This window comes from Castellaniella ginsengisoli (genome assembly GCF_040955415.1).
GTDB classification, from domain to species: domain Bacteria; phylum Pseudomonadota; class Gammaproteobacteria; order Burkholderiales; family Burkholderiaceae_B; genus Castellaniella; species Castellaniella ginsengisoli.
The window spans coordinates 1,366,492-1,385,750 of the sequence record NZ_CP158257.1; the positions used below are offsets into that span (position 1 = coordinate 1,366,492).

Annotated in this window: 17 protein-coding genes; 10 read left to right on the forward strand and 7 right to left on the reverse strand. The window is 67.1% G+C overall.

What is annotated here, in order from left to right; genetic code table 11:
- Positions 1–23: 23 nt before the first annotated feature.
- From gatB to gatC, 3 genes are read right to left on the reverse strand one after another with little or no spacing between them, the layout of a single operon-like run.
- Positions 24–1,481 carry an Asp-tRNA(Asn)/Glu-tRNA(Gln) amidotransferase subunit GatB gene (gatB, locus tag ABRZ00_RS06440; RefSeq protein WP_368642579.1) on the reverse strand — a complete coding sequence of 486 codons (1,458 nt, stop codon included), beginning with the start codon at positions 1,479–1,481 and terminating at the stop codon, positions 24–26.
- The gene (gene gatA, locus ABRZ00_RS06445) at positions 1,481–3,004 is read right to left on the reverse strand and encodes an Asp-tRNA(Asn)/Glu-tRNA(Gln) amidotransferase subunit GatA (RefSeq protein ID WP_368642578.1); all 1,524 of its coding nucleotides are present in this window, start codon (positions 3,002–3,004) and stop codon (positions 1,481–1,483) included. The genes gatB and gatA overlap by 1 nt, the downstream gene beginning before the upstream one ends.
- A gap of 4 nt (positions 3,005–3,008) precedes the next feature.
- On the reverse strand, positions 3,009–3,317 hold the full coding sequence (gene gatC / locus ABRZ00_RS06450) for an Asp-tRNA(Asn)/Glu-tRNA(Gln) amidotransferase subunit GatC (protein WP_368642577.1): 309 nt from the start codon (positions 3,315–3,317) through the stop codon (positions 3,009–3,011).
- Positions 3,318–3,568: 251 nt separating this feature from the next.
- Between gatC and ABRZ00_RS06455 the strand changes: the two genes are divergently transcribed.
- Genes ABRZ00_RS06455 through rodA form a run of 5 tightly spaced genes read left to right on the forward strand, consistent with a single transcriptional unit; the run spans position 3,569 to position 9,258 of the window.
- Positions 3,569–4,612, forward strand: coding sequence for a rod shape-determining protein (locus ABRZ00_RS06455; protein WP_323018576.1), 1,044 nt, complete (start codon positions 3,569–3,571; stop codon positions 4,610–4,612).
- A gap of 23 nt (positions 4,613–4,635) precedes the next feature.
- The gene (mreC, locus tag ABRZ00_RS06460; protein ID WP_368639770.1) at positions 4,636–5,520 is read left to right on the forward strand and encodes a rod shape-determining protein MreC; all 885 of its coding nucleotides are present in this window, start codon (positions 4,636–4,638) and stop codon (positions 5,518–5,520) included.
- Positions 5,501–6,064 (forward strand): rod shape-determining protein MreD, encoded by a 564-nt coding sequence (mreD, locus tag ABRZ00_RS06465; RefSeq protein ID WP_368642576.1) that lies wholly within the window; start codon positions 5,501–5,503, stop codon positions 6,062–6,064. Before mreC ends, mreD begins: the two co-directional genes overlap by 20 nt.
- Positions 6,065–6,082: 18 nt before the next feature.
- Complete coding sequence (gene mrdA, locus ABRZ00_RS06470) at positions 6,083–8,119, forward strand: penicillin-binding protein 2 (RefSeq protein WP_368642575.1); 2,037 nt, start codon at positions 6,083–6,085, stop codon at positions 8,117–8,119.
- The gene (gene rodA / locus ABRZ00_RS06475) at positions 8,116–9,258 is read left to right on the forward strand and encodes a rod shape-determining protein RodA (protein WP_368642574.1); all 1,143 of its coding nucleotides are present in this window, start codon (positions 8,116–8,118) and stop codon (positions 9,256–9,258) included. The genes mrdA and rodA overlap by 4 nt, the downstream gene beginning before the upstream one ends.
- Before the next feature lie 24 nt (positions 9,259–9,282).
- Here the strand turns inward: rodA and mutY are convergent, their stop codons facing one another.
- From mutY to ABRZ00_RS06490, 3 genes are read right to left on the reverse strand one after another with little or no spacing between them, the layout of a single operon-like run.
- Positions 9,283–10,368 carry an A/G-specific adenine glycosylase gene (gene mutY, locus ABRZ00_RS06480; protein ID WP_368642573.1) on the reverse strand — a complete coding sequence of 362 codons (1,086 nt, stop codon included), beginning with the start codon at positions 10,366–10,368 and terminating at the stop codon, positions 9,283–9,285.
- Complete coding sequence (locus ABRZ00_RS06485) at positions 10,368–11,276, reverse strand: permease-like cell division protein FtsX (RefSeq protein WP_343836214.1); 909 nt, start codon at positions 11,274–11,276, stop codon at positions 10,368–10,370. The genes mutY and ABRZ00_RS06485 overlap by 1 nt, the downstream gene beginning before the upstream one ends.
- Before the next feature lie 31 nt (positions 11,277–11,307).
- Entirely contained in the window at positions 11,308–11,979 is a 672-nt protein-coding gene (locus tag ABRZ00_RS06490; protein WP_368642572.1) for a cell division ATP-binding protein FtsE, read from the reverse strand.
- Positions 11,980–12,213: 234 nt separating this feature from the next.
- Here ABRZ00_RS06490 and ABRZ00_RS06495 point away from each other — a divergent pair, with 234 nt between their 5' ends.
- From ABRZ00_RS06495 to ABRZ00_RS06515, 5 genes are all read left to right on the forward strand, one after another.
- Complete coding sequence (locus tag ABRZ00_RS06495; protein WP_368642571.1) at positions 12,214–13,230, forward strand: amino acid ABC transporter substrate-binding protein; 1,017 nt, start codon at positions 12,214–12,216, stop codon at positions 13,228–13,230.
- 101 nt (positions 13,231–13,331) lie between these two features.
- Complete coding sequence (locus tag ABRZ00_RS06500) at positions 13,332–14,519, forward strand: amino acid ABC transporter permease (RefSeq protein WP_368642570.1); 1,188 nt, start codon at positions 13,332–13,334, stop codon at positions 14,517–14,519.
- Positions 14,520–15,614: an amino acid ABC transporter permease gene (locus ABRZ00_RS06505; RefSeq protein WP_343836205.1), complete on the forward strand. Its 1,095-nt coding sequence runs from the start codon at positions 14,520–14,522 to the stop codon at positions 15,612–15,614.
- A 48-nt stretch (positions 15,615–15,662) separates the two neighbouring features.
- On the forward strand, positions 15,663–16,403 hold the full coding sequence (locus ABRZ00_RS06510) for an amino acid ABC transporter ATP-binding protein (RefSeq protein WP_343836203.1): 741 nt from the start codon (positions 15,663–15,665) through the stop codon (positions 16,401–16,403).
- Between the two features lie 195 nt (positions 16,404–16,598).
- Positions 16,599–17,252 (forward strand): OmpA family protein, encoded by a 654-nt coding sequence (locus ABRZ00_RS06515; protein WP_343836201.1) that lies wholly within the window; start codon positions 16,599–16,601, stop codon positions 17,250–17,252.
- Positions 17,253–17,297: 45 nt separating this feature from the next.
- Here the strand turns inward: ABRZ00_RS06515 and thiC are convergent, their stop codons facing one another.
- A complete protein-coding gene (thiC, locus tag ABRZ00_RS06520; protein WP_368642568.1) occupies positions 17,298–19,211 on the reverse strand; it encodes a phosphomethylpyrimidine synthase ThiC in 1,914 nt (637 codons plus the stop codon).
- Positions 19,212–19,259: the final 48 nt, after the last annotated feature.

Genomic DNA, 19,259 nt, shown 5'->3' on the forward strand with positions numbered 1-19,259 from the left:
CGGGATCGCCGCCAATAAGACTCCTACGAATCCAGCTTCTGCTTCAGCACCGTATTGACCTGCTGCGGATTCGCCTTGCCCTTGGCCGCCTTCATCACCTGGCCTACCAGCGAATTAAACGCCTTCTGCTTGCCGGCCCGGTATTCCTCGACGATGGCGGGATTGGCCGCCAGCACCTCGTCGATCATGGCTTCGATCGCGCCCGTATCGCTGATCTGGCGCAGCCCGCGCGACTCGATGATGGCATCCGGGTCGCCGTCCGACTCGCCCGCCCACATCGCCGCGAACACATCGCGCGCGATCTTCGTTGAAATCGTTCCGTCCAGGATGCGGGCGATCAAGGCCGCCAGGCGCTGAGGCGGGACCGGCGATGCGCCGATGTCCAGGCCGTCGCGGTTCAGCGCCGCCGACAGCTCGCCCAGGATCCAGTTGGCGGCCTGTTTTGCCTGACCGGCGGGCAGGGCGGCGGCGGCGGCTTCGAAGTAGTCCGCCGTGGCGCGGTGCAGCGTCAGTTGGGCCGCATCGTAGCCCGTCAATCCCAGGTCGGCCTCGAACCGCGCGCGCTTGGCCGCCGGCAGCTCGGGCATCGCCTGGCGCACCTGCTCGATCCATTCCGGCGCCACCACCAGCGGCGGCAGGTCCGGATCGGGGAAGTAGCGGTAATCGTCGGAATCTTCCTTGGTCCGCATGCTGCGGGTCTCGTCGCGGTCGGCGTCGTACAGGCGTGTTTCCTGCACGACCGTGCCGCCATCCTCGATCAGCTCGATCTGGCGGCGCGCCTCGTATTGGATCGCGCGTTCCATGAAGCGGAAGGAGTTCAGGTTCTTGATCTCGCAGCGCGTGCCGAACTCGGCCTGGCCGCGCGGGCGCACCGACACGTTGGCGTCGCAGCGGAACGAGCCTTCCTGCATGTTGCCGTCGCAGATGCCCAGCCACACCACCAGCCCATGCAGCGCGCGTGCATAGGCCACGGCCTCGGCGGCCGAACGCATCTCGGGTTCGGACACGATTTCCAGCAGCGGCGTGCCGGCGCGGTTCAGGTCGATGCCGCTGGATGATTCGCCGTGCGGCCCCGTGAAATGCTCGTGCAGCGACTTGCCCGCGTCTTCTTCGAGATGGGCGCGGGTCAGGTTCACCGTGTGCTCTTGTTCGCCGACGAAGAAAGACAGCCGCCCGCCCACCACGATCGGCAGCTCGAACTGGCTGATCTGGTAATTCTTGGGCAGGTCCGGATAAAAGTAGTTCTTGCGCGCAAAGACCGAACGTTCGGCCACCCGGGCGCCGATGGCCAGGCCGAACTGGATGGCGCGTTCCACCGCGCCCCGGTTCATGGCCGGCAGCGAGCCGGGCAGTGCCATGTCCACGGCATTGGCCTGGGTATTGGGCTCGGCGCCGAAGCGCGTGCTGCTGCGGGAAAAGATTTTCGACCGCGTGGAGAGCTGGGCGTGGGTTTCCAGCCCGATGACGATTTCCCAATCCATTATGCGTGTCCCGGAATGCGTTGATGCCAGTCGGTGGCTTGCTGGTAGCGGTCGGCCAGGGCCAGCAGGCGGCCTTCGTCGAAATAGCGGCCGATGATCTGCAGGCCGATGGGCAGACGCCCCGATTCGCCGCCGAAGCCGCAGGGGATGGACATGCCCGGCAGGCCCGCCAGGCTGACGCCCAGTGTGTAGATGTCGCCCAGCCAGTCGGCGATCGGATCCTGGCGGTTGTCGCCGATGCGGCGGGCCACGGCGGGGGTGACCGGCCCCATGATCACGTCGCAGTCCTGCGCCAGGACGCGGCGGAAGTCGTCGGCGATCATGCGCCGCACGCGCTGGGCCTGCAGGTAGTAGGCGTCGTAGTAGCCGTGCGACAGGACGTAGGCGCCCACCAGGATGCGGCGGCGCACTTCGTCGCCGAAGCCTTCGGAGCGGGACCGGCTGGTCATGTCGGCCAGGTCGGTGTATTCGGCCGCGCGGTGCCCGTAGCGCACGCCGTCGTAGCGGGACAGGTTGCTGGAGGCTTCCGCGGGGGCGATCACGTAGTAGGCCGGGATCGACAGGCGCGTGCGCGGCAAGGACACGTCCACCCGGACCGCGCCCAGGGATTCGAAGACCTGCAGGGCGGATTCGACGGCGGCGCCGACCTCGGCCGACAGGCCTTCGTTGAAAAACTCGCGCGGAACGCCGATGCGCAGCCCCGCCAGCGGGCGTTCGCCGCCCGCCTGGAAGCCGTTCTGGGCGGCGTCGAAGGCGGCCTGGATGCGGCCGGCGGCGTTGGGTGCGCCGTCGCAGGTTTCCAGGCTGGTCGAGTCGCGGGGGTCGAAGCCGCTCATGGCGTCCAGCAGCGGCACCAGGTCGCGGGCGCTGTGCGCCAGCGGACCGGCCTGGTCCAGGCTGGAGGCATAGGCGATGATGCCGTAGCGCGAGACGGTCCCGTAGGTGGGCTTGATGCCGCTGACCCCGCACAGGGCGGCGGGCTGGCGCACCGAGCCGCCGGTGTCCGTGCCGGTGGCGCCGAGCACCAGGCCGGCGGCCACGGCGGCGGCGGAGCCGCCGGACGACCCCCCCGGGATGCGCTCCGGATCCCAGGGATTGCGCACGGGGCCGAAGGCGGAGTTTTCATTGCCCGAACCCATGGCGAATTCGTCGCAACTGAGCTTGCCCAGCGAGACGGTGCCGGCCGCGCGCCAGCGATCCACCACGGCGGCGTCGAAGGGGCTGACGTAATCGCTCAGCATCTTGCTGGCGGCGGTCGTGCGCCAGCCGCGCGTCACGAACAGGTCTTTGTGCGCGACAGGGATGCCCGCCAGCGGCCCGGCGCTGCCGTCGGCCAGGGCCTGGTCCGCGGCACGCGCCTGGGCCAGGGTCAGTTCGTCGTCGATATGCAGGAAGACATGGGGGTCGGCATGGGCGCGCGCCGCGCGCAGCGCGTCGGCGGCCAGTTCGGCGGCGCTGACGCGCCGGGCGCGCAGGGCTTCGCCCAGCGCCTGGATGCTGCGGAATTCTGAAAGCTGGGTCATGGCATCATTCGATGACGGTGGGGACGAGGAACAGGCCCTGGTGGGCGGCCGGGGCGTTGGCCAGGCAGGCGTCGCGCTGTTCGGGCGTCTGCGCCGGCTCGGGCGCGTCGTCGCACAGGCGCAGGGCGATGTCCTGGTGGGCGGCCAGCGGGTGGGCCATGGGTTCGATGCCGGCCGTGTCCACGGCCTGCAACGCTTCGATCAGGCCCAGGATGCGGTCCAGTTCCTGGCGGGCGCGGATCTGGTCGTTGGAATCCAGCCGCAGGCCCGAGAGCCGTGCCAGCCGGGCGATGTCCTGTTCGGTGAGTGCCATGTCGTCGTGCCGGAGGGGCCGCCGCCGGGGCGGCCGGATTGAGTGTGTGCGGATGTGACCGGAAGCATGAAAAGCAGGAATTTTGCAAAACATTGACTGCTGATCCGGGTCTAACCCTAAAGGATTATAAGTTATCATTGCTGATTCCATGCGGTTTGCCCGGCCTGCGCCGTCGTTGTGGCGGTTTTGGTTCAAGTCGGCACCGGGTCGCTCGCGCGGATCCACCAGACACCCCTTTTATTAGTGCGCCCATGTTCGGATTCCTACGCAGCTACTTTTCCAGCGACATGGCGATCGACCTCGGTACGGCGAATACGCTGATCTATGTCCGAAGCAAGGGCATCGTGCTCGACGAACCCTCGGTCGTCGCCATCCGCCATGACGGCGGTCCCAATGGCAAGAAAATCATCCAGGCCGTCGGCCGCGAAGCCAAGCAGATGCTGGGCCGCGTGCCCGGCAACATCGAGGCCATCCGGCCCATGAAGGACGGCGTGATCGCCGACTTCACCGTCACCGAGCAGATGCTCAAGCAGTTCATCCGCATGGTGCACCCGCGCAGCATGCTGGCCCCCAGCCCGCGCATCATCGTGTGCGTGCCTTGCGGCTCCACCCAGGTCGAGCGTCGCGCCATCCGTGAATCGGCGCTGGGCGCGGGCGCCAGCCAGGTCTACCTGATCGAAGAGCCCATGGCGGCCGCCATCGGCGCGGGCCTTGCCGTGTCCGACGCCAGCGGCTCGATGGTGGTGGACATCGGCGGCGGCACCACCGAGGTGGCCGTGATCTCCCTGGGCGGGATGGTCTACAAGGGTTCGGTGCGCGTCGGCGGCGACAAATTCGACGAAGCCATCATCAACTACATCCGCCGCAACTACGGCATGCTGATCGGCGAACCCACGGCCGAGCTCATCAAGAAGGAAATCGGCTCAGCCTTCCCGGGCTCCGAGATCCGCGAGATCGAGGTCAAGGGCCGCAATCTGTCCGAAGGCGTCCCGCGCAGCTTCACGGTGTCCTCCAACGAAATCCTCGAATCCCTGACCGATCCGCTCAACCAGATCGTCTCGGCGGTGAAGACGGCCCTGGAGCAGACCCCGCCCGAGCTGGGCGCCGACATCACCGACAAGGGCATCGCCCTGACCGGTGGCGGTGCGCTGTTGCACGATCTGGACCGCCTGCTCCAGGAAGAAACCGGCCTGCCCGTCGTGGTCGCCGAAGACCCGCTGACCTGCGTGGTCCGCGGCTGCGGCGAGGCGCTCGAACATCTCGAGCGCCTGGGCGGGGTGTTCATCTACGACTGAGCTTTGGCCGGGCGTTCCTCGTCATGCATGAACCGGGAACCCTGAGACTCTTCAAACGCGGCCCCAGCATCGAAGTCCGGCTGGTCCTGCTGCTGGCCTTGTGTCTCGGGATGGTCGTGACCGATGCGCACTGGACCGTGCTGGGTCCGGTGCGCAGCGGCCTGTCCGTGTTTCTCTATCCCTTTCAGCGCGTCGTATTGGCGCCGCGCGACGCGATGGAGTATTTCGACAGTTGGTCGCACGCGGCCACGCTGGCACGCGCCGAACAGGAAGCCTTGCGCCGCCAGCGCATCGAAATGGCCCAGCTCTCGACCCACGCGGCCCAGTTGGCCACTGAAAACGAGCAGTTGCGCCGTCTGCTCAATGTCTCCGAATCCATCACTCAACAGTCCGTGGCGGTCGAGGTCTTCTACGTGCCGTCCGGCGCCTTCAATCATCGCCTGATCTTCAACAAGGGGTCGCGCGCCGGCATCGCCCCGGGCATGCCGGTGATCGACGATGGCGGGGTCGTGGGCCAGATCGTGCGCGTCACGCCGTTCACCTCCGAGGCCGCCCTGTTGATCGATGACCAGGTGTCCATCCCGGTCCAGGTGCTGCGCAACGGGTTGCGACTGATCGCCTTTGGCGGCAACGAGGTCGGCAAGCTTGAAGTCCGCTACCTTTCGTCCGGCGTGGATGTGCGCGCCGGGGACGTGCTGGTGACCAGCGGCATCGGCGGCCTGTTTCCGGCCGGCCTGTCGGTCGGCCGCGTGGAAAGAATCGAGCGCGACCCCGGCACCGGTTTCGCGATGGCGATCGCCGAGCCGTTGTCGCACCCCGAGCGCTACCGTCATTTTCTGGTTCTGCGCGTGGACGTGGCCGACGTGCCCCAGCCCGAGGAGATCGAACATGCCCTCGACGCCCAATAAGCGCCAGGGAGGTTCCTCCCTGATGGCGCTGCAGCCGGTGGATGCCGCCGCATTCCAGAACGCCGCGCCCGGTTGGCTGGTATGGGGCTCGCTGATCCTGGTATGGATGGCGTCCCTGCTGCCCTGGCGGCTCTGGCAGCCGGTGCCCGACGTGCTGTTGTTGATGCTGCTCTATTGGTGCCTGCGCGCGCCCGCCCGCGTGGGGCTGACGACCGCCTTCGTGTTCGGCCTGCTGATGGATGTGCAGGATGCCGGCCTGCTGGGCCTGCATGCGCTGTGCTACGTGCTGGCCGCCTACGGCATCTTGCGGCTGAGCCATCGGCTGCGGCATTTCAACGCCTGGCTGCAGACGCTGCAGGTCCTGCCGGTATTCGTGGGTTCCTGCATGGTGTCCAGCCTGCTGGGCGCTTGGCTGAGCGGCGCCTGGGAGGGCTGGAATTGGCTGTGGTCGGCCTTGTTCACGGGCATCTTGTGGCCCTTGCCCGATGTGCTCATGTCTCTGCGCCCGCGCCGCCTGGGCGGCGACGGCGCGGGCCCCGTCTGACGACGGCCCGGGGACGGCATGTTCGAATTCCGCAAGACCGGCCATCTCCAGCGGCAGACCGTGCTGCTGCGCGCCTGGGTGGCGGGACTGTTCGCCCTGGTGTGCCTGCTGCTGCTGGCCGGGCGCCTGTGGTACTTGCAGATCGAGCGCTACGACACCTTGTCGGCGCGCGCCGAGCAGAACCGCATCACCATCGTGCCCGTCCCGCCTCGGCGCGGGCGGATCATCGACCGCAACGGCGCGGTGCTGGCGCAGAACCTGCGCGATTACACGCTGACCGTGACGCGCGCCCAGATCCAGGGCGACATCGATGACGTGCTCGACCGGCTGGGCGAGCTGGTCTATCTCAGCGAAGGCGACCGGCGCAGGTTCATGCGCCTGTACCGGCAGAGCGGCCGTTATGCGCCCGTCCTGCTGCGCAACAACCTGAACGACATCGAGGCGTCCTGGTTTGCCGTCCATGCCTACCGCTTCCCCGGCGTCAACCTGGAGGCCCGCTGGGTGCGCAACTACCCCCGGCACGAGTCGGCCGCCCATGTGCTGGGTTTCGTCGGCAGGATTTCCGAAGAGGACCAGCGCAACCTGGAAGAAACCGGCCAGATGGGCAATTACCGGGGCACCTCGGTCATCGGCAAGAAAGGCGTCGAGAAGACCTGGGAGAAAGCCCTGCACGGCCGAACCGGAGTCGAGGAGCTGGAAGTCACGGCGGGCGGGCGCCCGGTGCGCGAACTGAGCCGCACCGACCCGGTGCCCGGTTCCGACCTGGAGCTGTCCCTGGATATCGGCCTGCAACAACTGGCCGAGGCGCAGTTCTCGGGCCGGCGCGGGGCGCTGGTCGCCATCGAGCCGCACACGGGCGAGGTCCTGGCCTTCGTATCCTCGCCGTCTTTCGATCCGAATCTGTTCGTGGACGGCATCGACGTCGAGAGCTGGCGCAAGCTGAACGAATCGCCGGATCATCCGCTCATCAACCGGCCGCTGTACGGCACCTATCCCATCGGCTCGACCTACAAGCCTTTCGTGGGGCTGGCGGCCCTGGAAATGGGGCTGCGCTCGGCGCGCGAACTGGTCCCCGATCCCGGCTACTTCGAGCTGGCCGGGCAGCGGTTCCGCAATGCCGGCGGGGCGGTCTACGGGCCGACCGACATGCATCGGGCCATCGTCGTGTCTTCCGATACCTATTTCTTCTCGCTGGGCGCCCAGATGGACGTCGATGCCCTGCACGATTTCGCGCAGCAGTTCGGTTTCGGCCAGATCACAGGCATCGACCTGGACGGCGAGCGCCGCGGCGTGCTGCCTTCGCGCGCCTGGAAACGCAAGGCCTACAAACAGCGCGAGCAGCAGCATTGGTATCAGGGCGAGACCGTGTCGGTCGCCGTCGGGCAGGGCTACAACGCCTTCACCCTGCTGCAACTGGCCCAGGCGACCGCGGTGCTCGCCAACGACGGGGTCTACATGAAGCCGCACCTGGTGCGCCGGATCATCGACCCGCTCTCGGGGCGGTTCAACTATCCCGTGGCCGGCCCGCAGTACACCATCGATCTGAAGCCGGACAATCTGCGCGTGATCCGCGAGGCCATGGTGGATGTCGTGCGCAAAGGGACGGCGCGGCGCGCTTTCGATGGCGCGCCCTACCAGGCGGCCGGGAAGACCGGCACGGCTCAAGTCTACAGCCTGCGCGGCGCCAAGTACCGGGCGCACTCGGTCGATGAGCGCCTGCGCGACCACGCCTTGTTCATGGCCTATGCGCCAGTCGAGGATCCCCAGATCGCCGTGGCCCTGATCGTGGAAAATGGCGGCTGGGGCGCCTCGGTGGCCGCGCCGATCGCCCGCACGGTGTTCGACTACTGGCTGGATCCGGACCGCACCGCGCTGCGTCGCGCGCGCCTGCAGATCGAGCGGGAAGCGCAGGGCGACCCGGCGCAGCCGGCGGCCGCTCCGGGGCGGCCCGAACTGGATCCGGCACCCGATGATGAAGGCGAGGCGCCCGAGCCGGCGCTCCCGCCCGATGAATCCCTGGCTCCCGGAGACGGCGCCCTGGAGGAGAACCCATGAAGCTGATCGTGCAGGCGGCGCGCCGCATGTTCGCGGTGCTGGATTGGCCTCTGCTGATTCTGCTGGTCGTCATGGCCCTGGTCGGCATGGCCACCATGCATTCGGCGGTGGGCAATACCGATTGGCGCTTCGCCGATCAGTTGCGCAACTTCCTGCTGGCGTTTGCGGCCATGTGGTTCGTCGCGCTGTTGCGCCCGGCCTGGATCATGCGTGCGGCGCCCTTGTTCTATGTGCTCGGGGTGGGCCTGCTGGTGGCGGTCATGCTGTTCGGAGAGACCAGCAAGGGCGCAACCCGCTGGTTGAATCTCGGAATCACGCGCATCCAGCCCTCGGAGATGATGAAGATCGCCGTGCCGCTGATGCTGGCCTGGTATTTCCAGCGCCAGTCGGCCAATCGTTTCCGCATCCTGGACTTCCTGGTGGCCGGGGTGTTGCTGGCGGTGCCCGCGGGGCTCATCATCGACCAGCCGGATTTGGGCACGGCGCTGCTGGTGCTGGCCTCGGGCTTTTGCGTGATCTATTTTGCCGGCCTGTCGTTCAAGCTGCTGATACCGGCGGTGCTGGCGGTGACGCTGGCGCTGGGAACGCTGGTGGCGTACGAAGACCAGATCTGCCAGCCCGAGGTGGATTGGGTGGTGCTGCACGATTATCAGAAATACCGCGTCTGCGTGCTGCTCAATCCGGGCTCGGATCCGCTGGGCAAGGGCTTTCATACCATCCAGTCCATGATCGCGGTCGGTTCGGGCGGCCTGTACGGCAAGGGCTACATGCAGGGCACCCAGACGCACCTGGACTTCATCCCCGAACGGACCACGGACTTCATCTTCGCCGTATACGCCGAGGAATTCGGCCTGTACGGCGGGGTGGTGCTGCTGATCCTGTACATGCTGCTGGTGTTGCGCGGCCTGACGATCACCGTGCGGGCGCCCACCCAGTTCGGGCGGTTATTGGCCGGCGCCATGTCCATGATGATGTTCGTGTACGTGTTCGTGAATATCGGCATGGTGACCGGCGTGCTGCCGGTGGTGGGGGTGCCGCTGCCCTTCATGAGCTACGGCGGCACGGCGCTGATGACGCTGGGGGTGGCCTGCGGCCTGCTGATGAGCATCGGCGCGCAGCCCCCCCGCCCGGATGGGTGAGCGCGGCCCGAGCCGGGAGGCGGGTCAGCGCAGCGGGGACGCGTCGTCGTACAGGCTGCCCAGCAGGCGGGCGATGGGCGCCGGCATGCCGTAGGCGCCCAGTTCGCCGACGGGCACCCAGGCGCGGTCCGCGTGGCCCGTCGCCGGCGCGGCCCCGTCCGGCAGTTGCAGCCGGCAGGGGTGCATGCGAAGCCGGAAATGCGTGAAGACGTGATCGACCGCCGCCATCGCCCGCGGCGCCGAGGTGGCGGACAGGCTGGCGCAGGCTGCCCGCAGCGCGAGGGCATCCTCGAATTGCGGCAAGGCCCACAGGCCGCCCCAGATGCCCGAATCCGGCCTGCGTTCGAGCAGCACGCGGCGCGCGCATTCGGCGATCAACATCCACCCATGACGCAGCGGCTGCGCCCGCCGCGCGCGCGGCGCCGGCAGTTCGTCCTGGCGGTTCTCGATCCGCGCCCGGCAATCCGGTGCCAGCGGGCAGCGCGCGCAGTCGGGCCGCGTCCGGGTGCAGATCGTGGCCCCCAGGTCCATCTGGCCTTGTGTGTAGGCCGTCATGTCCAGTTCGGCGGGCGCGGCGGCGAGCAGCCCCTGTGCGTGCTCCCAGAGCTGCCGAGCCGCGCGTGCCGCCGTCGGGTCGCCCTCGACCGCGAAATAGCGCGCCAGCACCCGGCGCACGTTGCCGTCCAGGATCGGCGCGCGCTCTCCGAAGGCAAAAGCGGCGATGGCGGCGGCGGTCGAGGGGCCGATGCCAGGCAGTTGCGCCAGTTCGGCGGCGCGGGCGGGGAAGCGGCCGCCGAACTGGTCGCGCAATGTCTGTGCGCAGCGGTGCAGGTTGCGTGCGCGGGCGTAGTAACCCAGGCCGGCCCAGGCCTGCAGGACGGCATCTTGCGGTGCGTCGGCCAGGTCGATGACGGTGGGAAACAGTTCCAGAAAACGCGTGTAGTAGGGCACCACCGTGGCCGCCTGGGTCTGCTGCAGCATGATTTCCGACAACCAGATGCGATAAGGGTCGCGGGTGCCTTGCCAAGGCAGGCCGTGGCGCCCGGCCCGATGCTGCCACGCGGCGATGCGGGCAGCGGCGCTGTCGGGCGGCGCGGTCGGGCGCCGCATCAGAACCGGGTGCGGCGCGTGACCGACAGGCGCGCCGCGACGGCGCCCAGCAGGGCCACCAGCAGGCCGGACAACAGCAGGTCCGGGGCCGCCGGCAGGCGGATCGCCCAGTCCACGCCGTAGCTGCGGGCGAAACCGCCCAGAATCGCATTCAGCGGGGTCAGCGCCAGCCAGGCCAGCAGCAGCGCCAGCAGGCTGGCGGCCAGGCCGGTGAGGGCGCCCAGATACAGGAAGGGGCGGCGGACGAAGGATTCGGTCGCGCCCACCAGCCGGGCGACGGCGATTTCCTCGCGCTGGGTCAGCGCCTGCAGGCGCACGGTATTGAACACGGTCGCCAATACGACGATGACCACGGCGCCCGCCAGCATGCCAAGCCCCACCCGGATGAAGGCGAGCAGGGATTCCAGGCGCCGCACCCATTCGCTGTCGAGCTGGATTTCCTGGATTTCCGGCCATTGGCGCCAGGCTTCGGCCAGGTCGGCCGCTTCGCGCGCCGGAGTGTCGGAATCGCGCAGGGTGACGATGAGGGCGTCGGGCAAGGGGTTGTCGGGCAGGGCGTCCAGGGCGCGCGCCCAGGTCGGATCGGCGCGCAACTGGGCCATGGCCTGGTCGCGCGGCATCAGCCGGGCCTGGGCGATGTGCCCGCCGCCCTGCTCGCGCACGCGCGCCAGCAGGGCTTGCTGCGCGGCGGCCGGGGTGCCGGCCTTCAGGAACAGCGTCAGTTCCGGCGCGACCGCCAACTGCCGGGCGAGCGGCTGGCTGGACTGCAGGATCGAGGCTCCCAGAACGGGCACGGCCAGCATCAGGGCGATGACCGCGATGTTGGCCAGGGATGAGAAGGGGTGCTGGCGCAGGCGCCGCAGCGCCACGGCCAGGGCGTACCGGTGATGCCGCAGCCAGCGGTTCATGGCGCCCTCCTGGTGTTGCGGGGCGTGCCGTTCATGTCGGCACCCCCGCGATGTCTTCGAAGCGCCCGGCGTCGATGCGCAGTGTGCGCCTCGCGTAGCGGGTCATGAGCGCGGTGTCGTGAGAGGCGATCAGGGTCGTGACGCCGACCCGGTTGAAGTCGCGGAATACGTCCATGATGCGGGTGGCGCTGTCGTGATCCAGGTTGGCGGTGGGTTCATCGGCGATCAGGATGGCGGGCCGGCCCACGATGGCGCGGGCGATGGCCAGGCGCTGCTGTTCGCCGCCGGACAATTCGATGGGCGAAAGGTCTTCCTTGCCGCGCAGGCCGACTTTTTCCATGGCGGCGCGGGCGCGGGTGGCGGCCGTGACGCGATCCAGGCCCAGCACGGCCAACGGCAGCATGACGTTGTCGAAGGCATTGCGGTCGAACAGCAGGTGGGCGTCCTGCAGGATCAGGCCGACGGTGCGGCGCAGGTAGGGCAGCGTGCGCGCCGACAGCCGGTCGAGACGGTGGCCGTTGACCGTGACGGCGCCCCGGCTGGCGGGTTCCAGCCCCCCGACCAGTTTCAGCAGGGTGGACTTGCCCGCCCCCGAGGGGCCCGAGACGAAGACGAATTCCCCGGGGTCGATGCCGAAGTTGACGTCGGCGAGGATATTGCGCCCCCGGCCGAAGGATTTGAAGACATGCTGGAATTCGATCATGCGCGTCTGGTGTACTTAGCGTAATATGCCCGGCTGGCCGTTTCGGGGTCGATCCGGGATGGATCCGGCTGGGAAGGCCGCCGTGGCGCGGGCCGATTGCCATGGCGGGAGCAGGGATATCCCGCATGTCTCAGGCCTGCGGTGGCAGGCTACGATCTAGCCCAGACGGATCAATTCCACGAGATTGTATTCCGTGTTGTTCAATGCCACTTGCTCAATCGGGAAAGGATGACTATGAAATTCATGAAACTCGCAGCTGTCGGTGCGGCACTGCTGTTTGCCGGCACCGCCGCTCAGGCAGGTGAAACCTTTGATGCCGTCAAGGCGCGCGGCTTCGTGCAATGCGGCGTGAACGCCGGTCTGCCGGGCTTCTCGCAAGCCGATAGCAAGGGTGTCTGGCAGGGCATCGACGTCGATATGTGCCGGGCCGTGGCCGCCATGGTTTTCGGCGACGCCAGCAAATTCAAGGTCACTCCGCTGACCACCCAGCAGCGCTTCACCGCCCTGCAGTCGGGCGAAGTCGATGTGCTCACCCGCAATACCACCGCCACCATGTCCCGCGACACCACGCTGGGCCTGATGAGCGCCGGCGTCAACTACTATGACAGCCAGGGTGTACTGGTCAAGAAGAGCCTGGGCGTGAAGAGCGCGACCGAGCTGGGCGGCGCCTCCGTCTGCGTGCTGCAGGGCACCACCACCGAGCTCAATCTGGCCGACTGGTTCCGCGCCAACAAGCTCGACTTCAAGCCGGTCGTGATCAATACCTCTGAAGAAGGCTTCCGCACCTTCGAGGCCGGCCGCTGCGACGTGGTCACCAGCGACAAATCCCAGTTGGGCAGCCTGCGCGCCTCTTCGGCCACGCCGGACGACTACATCATTCTGCCGGAAGACTTCTCCAAAGAACCCCTGGGCCCCATGGTCCGTCAGGGTGACGATGAGTGGTTCATGGTGGTGCGCTGGGCGCTGAACGCCATGGTCGAGGCCGAAGAATACGGCATCACTTCGAAGAACCTGGACGAGATGCTCAAGAGCCCCAACCCCAACATCCAGCGCATCCTGGGCGTGTCCGGCGATATGGGCAAAGGTCTGGGCCTGGACAAGAAATGGGCCTACAACATCATCGAACAGGTCGGCAACTATGGCGAATCGTTCGAGCGCAACATCGGCATGGGCTCCCCGCTCAAGCTCGAGCGCGGCTTGAACGCCCAGTGGACCAAGGGCGGCGTGATGTACGCCTGGCCGATCCGCTGATCGCCTGATCCGCTCCACGGTTCTTTCGGCCGCCGGGGTTCTCCCGGCGGCCGGGTTCCAGCGGCGGCGGCTGCTGCCGCCGCCTTCACCGCCCGCATCCTATGACTCAAACAACACCTCGCGTACCCAGGGCGCCTCGCCGGCGCTGGTCCTGGAACGACCCCGCGACGCGCGCGCTGATCTATCAGATTCTGATCCTGGGCCTGGTCGGCCTGGGCGTGTGGTACCTGTCCTCCAACACGCTGCACAATCTGGCGGCGCGCAACATCTCCACCGGTTTCGACTTCCTGCATGAGGAAGCCGGTTTCGCCATCGGCGAATCGATGGTGGAATACTCTCCCGCCGACACCTATGGCCATGCGGTCGTGGTCGGCCTGCTGAACACCCTCAAGGTTTCCGTGATCGGCGTGATCGCCGCCACCCTGTTCGGCACGCTGCTGGGCATCAGCCGCCTGTCCAAGAACTGGCTGATCTCGCGCCTGGCCGGCCTCTACATCGAGGTCATGCGCAATATTCCGCTGCTGCTGCAGCTTTTCTTCTGGTATGCCCTGATCACCGAGATCATGCCCGGCCCGCGCCAGGCGCTGCAGCCCCTGCCGGACGTTTTCATTTCCAATCGCGGCTTCAAGATTCCCTGGCTCAAGGGCGACGCCATGGACTGGATCTTCGGCGGTCTGGCGCTGGCCATCGTGCTGATCGTGGTGCTGGCCCATTGGGCGCGCCGCCACCAGGACGCCACCGGCAAGATCTTCCCCCTCGGGCGGGCCGCCCTCGGGCTGCTCGTGGCCGTGCCCCTGCTGGCTTTCTGGATCAGCGGCGGCTCGCTCGAAATCGACCGGCCCGAACTCAAGGGCTTCAATTTCCAGGGCGGCCTGAACATGTCGCCCGAGTTCTCGGCGCTGTTGCTGGGGCTGGTGACCTACACCTCGGCCTTTGTGGGCGAGGTCGTGCGCTCCGGCGTCCAGGCCGTCAGCCAGGGCCAATGGGAGGCCGCCTCCTCGATCGGCCTGTCGCGGTCGCGCACGCTGCGCCTGGTGATCCTGCCCCAGGCCATGCGGGTCATCATTCCGCCCATGACCAGCCAATACCTGAACCTCACCAAGAACAGCTCGCTGGCCGTGGCCATCGGCTATCCCGATATCGTGGCCGTCACCAACACCATCCTGAACCAGACCGGGCAGGCCATCGAAGGCATCATGATCATCATGGCGGCCTATCTGGTGGTCAGCCTGTCGATCTCGGTCTTCATGAACTGGTACAACAAGCGCATCGCGCTGGTGGAGCGATAGATGGACCATACCCTCCCTGGCACCGGGCGCCGGCCCCCGCACACCGATGCGGGCGTCATCGGCTGGCTGCGCAGCCGGCTGTTTTCCTCGCCGTTGAACGCGATCCTGACGATCCTGGCCCTGTGGATCCTGTTGATGGCGATTCCGGCCTTGATCGACTATCTGTTCGTCAAGCCCGATTTCGCCGCCACGACGGCGGCCGAGTGCCGCGCGACGGGCGGCTACTGCTGGGCCTTCGTGCGCGAGAAGCATCGCCTGATCCTGTTCGGCATCTACCCCTACGACGAACAATGGCGCCCGCTGCTGGCGTCCGTGATCCTGGTGGGCGTCATCGTCTGCAGTTGCATCCGCTGGTTCTGGCGGCCGTTCCTGGGGCTGATGTGGCTGGTCTGCCTGGTGGCCGTGGGCGTGCTGATGTGGGGCGGGGTCCTGGGCCTCACCTATGTCGAGAACGCCAAATGGGGCGGCCTGCCCCTGACCCTGATCCTGTCGACCTTCGGCATCGCCTTCGCCTTTCCCTTCGGGCTGCTGCTGGCCCTGGGGCGGCGTTCGCACATGCCGGGCGTCAAGGCCGTATGCGTGGTCTACATCGAGCTGATCCGTGGCGTCCCCCTGGTCAGCCTGCTGTTCATGTCCTCGGTCATGCTGCCGCTCTTCTTGCCGGAAGGCTTTTCCATCGACAAGCTGCTGCGCGCCCAGATCGCCATCATCCTGTTCGCGGCGGCCTATGTGGCCGAAACCGTGCGCGGCGGCCTGCAGGCCATCCCCAAAGGCCAGTACGAGGGCGCCGATTCCCTGGGCCTGGGCTACTGGCAGCAGATGCGCAAGATCATCCTGCCCCAGGCGCTGAAGATCGTCATTCCGCCGCTGGTGGGGATCTTCATTTCCTTGTTCAAGGATACCTCCCTGGTGGTGATCATCGGCATCTTCGACCTGACCCAGGCGGCCAAGGCGGCCGTGTCCGACGCCGTCTGGCGCGGGTTCAGCACGGAATCCTATCTGTTCATCTCGGCCATCTATTTCGTCTTCTGCTACTCGATCTCGCGCTACAGCCTGTCGCTGGAACGCCAGTTGGATCAAGGGCAGCACCGTTAATCTTTGCCGCGGCGGGGCATCGGCCCAGCCGCCCAGGAGCTTTCGTCCATGTCGGAACCCATCATCCGCCTGCAGAACGTCAACAAGTGGTACGGCCAGTTCCATGTCCTGAAGGACCTGAACCTCGAAGTCGCGCCCAGCGAGCGCATCGTGATCTGCGGTCCTTCCGGGTCGGGTAAATCCACCATGATCCGTTGCATCAACCGCCTGGAAGAGCACCAGGAAGGCCAGATCATCGTCGACGGCACGGAACTGACCAACGACCTCAAACAGATCGAAGCCATCCGCCGGGACGTCGGCATGGTGTTCCAGCACTTCAACCTGTTTCCCCACATGACGGTGCTGGAGAACCTGACGCTGGGGCCGGTCTGGGTGCTCAAGCGCCCGAAAGCCGAGGCCGAGGCGACCGCCATGAAATACCTGGAACGGGTGCGCATCCCCGAGCAGGCCAACAAATTCCCGGGCCAGCTCTCGGGCGGCCAGCAACAGCGCGTCGCCATCGCCCGGTCCCTGTGCATGAATCCCAAGATCATGCTGTTCGACGAGCCGACCTCCGCCCTGGATCCGGAAATGGTCAAGGAAGTGCTGGACGTCATGGTCGAGCTGGCCGAGGAGACCGGCATGACGATGCTGTGCGTGACCCACGAGATGGGGTTCGCGCGCAAGGTCGCCGACCGGGTGATCTTCATGGACTACGGCCAGATCATCGAGCAGAACGCGCCCGACGCCTTCTTCGACGATCCGAAGCACGAACGCACCAAGCTCTTCCTCAGCCAGATCCTGCACTGATCGCGCCCGCGGGCCCCGGGCTTGGCGCGCACTCTCCGCGCCCGCCCGGGGTTCGCCGTGTCCGGCCGGCGCGCACCGGTTCCGCCGCCGGAGCCCGGCCGGCGGAAATTCCCTGTCGTCTTTCGCTGCATCGGCTTACACGTGTGCCGGCGCTTCTTGCTACGCTGTCCTCGTCTGGATAACAAGGAGAATGCGATGCGCACGGCAATGGAACGGACCGCCCGCACAGCGGTCATCGGCAGCCTGGTCCTCTTGACGGCATGCGCCAATATGTCGCCCCAGGGGCAGAACACGGCGGTCGGCGCGGGCGCGGGGGCCGCGCTGGGGGCGGGGCTGGGCGTGCTGATCGGCGACAGCAGCCAGGCGGCGCTGATCGGCGCGGGCATCGGCACCGTGGTGGGCAGCGTCGTCGGCTACAACTGGAAGACGGTCAAGCAGGATGTCGAGAAATCCGGCGCTTCCGACCTCGGGATCGCCGTCATCGAGATGCCCGATGGCACGCTGAAGGTGAACATCCCCAGCAATGTGTCGTTCGATACCAACCAGGCCGTGCTGAAGCCCGCCTTGCTGCCGGTCCTGGACAGCGTGGCGCGGGCCCTGAGCCAACATCCGGAATTGCGCGCCAAGGCCGTCGGCCACACCGATTCCACGGGGACCGACGCCATCAACGTGCCGCTCTCGCAGCGCCGGGCCGAGGCCGTGACGCGCTATCTGTCCGGGCACGGCGTGGCCGCCGACCGGTTGATGGCCGAGGGCCGGGGCGCTGCCAGCCCGGTGGGCGACAACCGTACCGCCGAGGGCCGCGCCCTGAACCGCCGGGTGGAATTGTTCCTGTACGCGGTGCGGTAGCGGCGCCGGCCGGACGGCCGCCTGAAGGGGCGGCCGTCCGCGCCCTCAGGCCTTCTGGTACAGCGCGGAGCCCTGGCGGATGAATTCCGCCGACTTCGCCGCCATGCCCTGGGCCAGCGCGGCGGCTTCGTCCAGCCCGTTTTCCTTGGCGTAGTCGCGCACGTCCTGCGAGATCTTCATGCTGCAGAACTTCGGGCCGCACATGGAGCAGAAGTGCGCCACCTTCATCGAGTCCTTGGGCAGGGTTTCGTCGTGGAAGGCGCGCGCCGTGTCCGGGTCCAGCCCCAGGTTGAACTGGTCTTCCCAGCGGAACTCGAAACGCGCCTTGGACAGGGCGTTGTCGCGGATCGCCGCGCCCGGATGGCCCTTGGCCAGATCGGCCGCGTGGGCGGCGATCTTGTAGGTGATGATGCCGTCCTTCACGTCTTGTTTGTTGGGCAGGCCCAGGTGCTCCTTGGGCGTGACGTAGCAGAGCATGGCGGTGCCGTACCAGCCGATCAGCGCCGCGCCGATGCCCGAGGTGATGTGGTCGTAGCCCGGCGCGATGTCGGTGGTCAGCGGCCCGAGGGTATAGAACGGCGCTTCATGACAGTGCTTGAGCTGCAGGTCCATGTTTTCGCGGATCATCTGCATGGGCACGTGGCCCGGGCCTTCGATCATTACCTGGACGTCGTGCTTCCAGGCCACCCGGGTCAGTTCGCCCAGCGTGCGCAGTTCCGCGAACTGCGCCTCGTCGTTGGCGTCGTAGCCCGAGCCCGGGCGCAGGCCGTCGCCCAGCGAGAAGCTGACGTCGTAGGCTTTCATGATTTCGCAGATGTCCTCGAAGCGCTCGTAGAGGAAACTCTCTTTGTGGTGCGCCAGGCACCACTTGGCCATGATCGAGCCGCCGCGCGACACGATGCCCGTCATGCGGCTGGCCGTCATGGGCACGAAGGGCAGGCGCACGCCCGCGTGGATGGTGAAATAGTCCACGCCCTGCTCGGCCTGCTCGATCAGCGTGTCGCGGAAGATCTCCCAGTTCAGTTCCTCGGCGACCCCGCCGACTTTTTCCAGCGCTTGATAGATCGGTACGGTGCCGATGGGCACCGGCGAATTGCGGATGATCCATTCGCGCGTTTCGTGGATGTGTTTGCCGGTGGACAGGTCCATCACCGTGTCGCCGCCCCAGCGGATCGCCCAGGTCATCTTCTCGACCTCTTCGCTGATGTCCGAGCGGATGGCGGAATTGCCGATGTTGGCGTTGACCTTCACCAGGAAGTTGCGCCCGATGGCCATGGGCTCGACTTCGGGATGGTTGATGTTGGCCGGGATGATGGCGCGGCCGCGAGCGACTTCATCGCGCACGAATTCGGGCGTGATCCGCTCGGGGATGGCGGCGCCGAAAGACTGGCCGGGATGCTGGCGGGTCAGGCGTTCGGCCAGGCGGGCGCCGTCCGGACCGCTGCGGCGCAGGGATTCGACGTACGCCTCGCGGCGCAGGTTTTCGCGGATCGCGACGAATTCCATCTCGGGTGTCACGATGCCCTTGCGGGCGTAGTGCATCTGGGTCACGTTCGCGCCCGCGCGGGCGCGGCGCGGCGTGCGTTTCAGGTCGAAGCGCAGGGCATTCAGTTCCGGGTCGGCCAGGCGGGCGCGGCCGTATTGGCTGCTCAGCCCCGAAAGCGCCTCGGTGTCGCCGCGTTCCAGGATCCAGGGCAGGCGGGGCGTGGGCAGGCCCTTGCGGATATCGATGACGGCCTCGGGATCGGTGTAAGGGCCGCTGGTGTCGTAGACCGTCAGGGGGGGGTTGGGTTCGCCGCCGAACAAGGTCGGCGTGTCGTCCTGGCGGATTTCGCGGAAAGGCACGCGAATGTCGGGCCGGGATCCGGTGACGTGGATCTTGCGGGATTGCGGCAGCGGCTCGACAGCGGCCAGGTCGACGGTCGCCCGGGAGGCGAGGAATTGCGGATTGGCGTTCAAGATGTAGCTCCAGGTTCGAACAGGATTCGGAAATGGAGCCGAGTCGGG

What these genes read in the sequence shown, in the direction of transcription:
- gatB (WP_368642579.1), bottom strand. Translation starts at nt 1,481, where the DNA reads ATGGATTGGGAAATCGTCATCGGGCTGGAAACCCACGCCCAGCTCTCC.
- gatA (WP_368642578.1), bottom strand. Translation starts at nt 3,004, where the DNA reads ATGACCCAGCTTTCAGAATTCCGCAGCATCCAGGCGCTGGGCGAAGCC.
- gatC (WP_368642577.1), bottom strand. Translation starts at nt 3,317, where the DNA reads ATGGCACTCACCGAACAGGACATCGCCCGGCTGGCACGGCTCTCGGGC.
- ABRZ00_RS06455 (WP_323018576.1), top strand. Translation starts at nt 3,569, where the DNA reads ATGTTCGGATTCCTACGCAGCTACTTTTCCAGCGACATGGCGATCGAC.
- mreC (WP_368639770.1), top strand. Translation starts at nt 4,636, where the DNA reads ATGCATGAACCGGGAACCCTGAGACTCTTCAAACGCGGCCCCAGCATC.
- mreD (WP_368642576.1), top strand. Translation starts at nt 5,501, where the DNA reads ATGCCCTCGACGCCCAATAAGCGCCAGGGAGGTTCCTCCCTGATGGCG.
- mrdA (WP_368642575.1), top strand. Translation starts at nt 6,083, where the DNA reads ATGTTCGAATTCCGCAAGACCGGCCATCTCCAGCGGCAGACCGTGCTG.
- rodA (WP_368642574.1), top strand. Translation starts at nt 8,116, where the DNA reads ATGAAGCTGATCGTGCAGGCGGCGCGCCGCATGTTCGCGGTGCTGGAT.
- mutY (WP_368642573.1), bottom strand. Translation starts at nt 10,368, where the DNA reads ATGCGGCGCCCGACCGCGCCGCCCGACAGCGCCGCTGCCCGCATCGCC.
- ABRZ00_RS06485 (WP_343836214.1), bottom strand. Translation starts at nt 11,276, where the DNA reads ATGAACCGCTGGCTGCGGCATCACCGGTACGCCCTGGCCGTGGCGCTG.
- ABRZ00_RS06490 (WP_368642572.1), bottom strand. Translation starts at nt 11,979, where the DNA reads ATGATCGAATTCCAGCATGTCTTCAAATCCTTCGGCCGGGGGCGCAAT.
- ABRZ00_RS06495 (WP_368642571.1), top strand. Translation starts at nt 12,214, where the DNA reads ATGAAATTCATGAAACTCGCAGCTGTCGGTGCGGCACTGCTGTTTGCC.
- ABRZ00_RS06500 (WP_368642570.1), top strand. Translation starts at nt 13,332, where the DNA reads ATGACTCAAACAACACCTCGCGTACCCAGGGCGCCTCGCCGGCGCTGG.
- ABRZ00_RS06505 (WP_343836205.1), top strand. Translation starts at nt 14,520, where the DNA reads ATGGACCATACCCTCCCTGGCACCGGGCGCCGGCCCCCGCACACCGAT.
- ABRZ00_RS06510 (WP_343836203.1), top strand. Translation starts at nt 15,663, where the DNA reads ATGTCGGAACCCATCATCCGCCTGCAGAACGTCAACAAGTGGTACGGC.
- ABRZ00_RS06515 (WP_343836201.1), top strand. Translation starts at nt 16,599, where the DNA reads ATGCGCACGGCAATGGAACGGACCGCCCGCACAGCGGTCATCGGCAGC.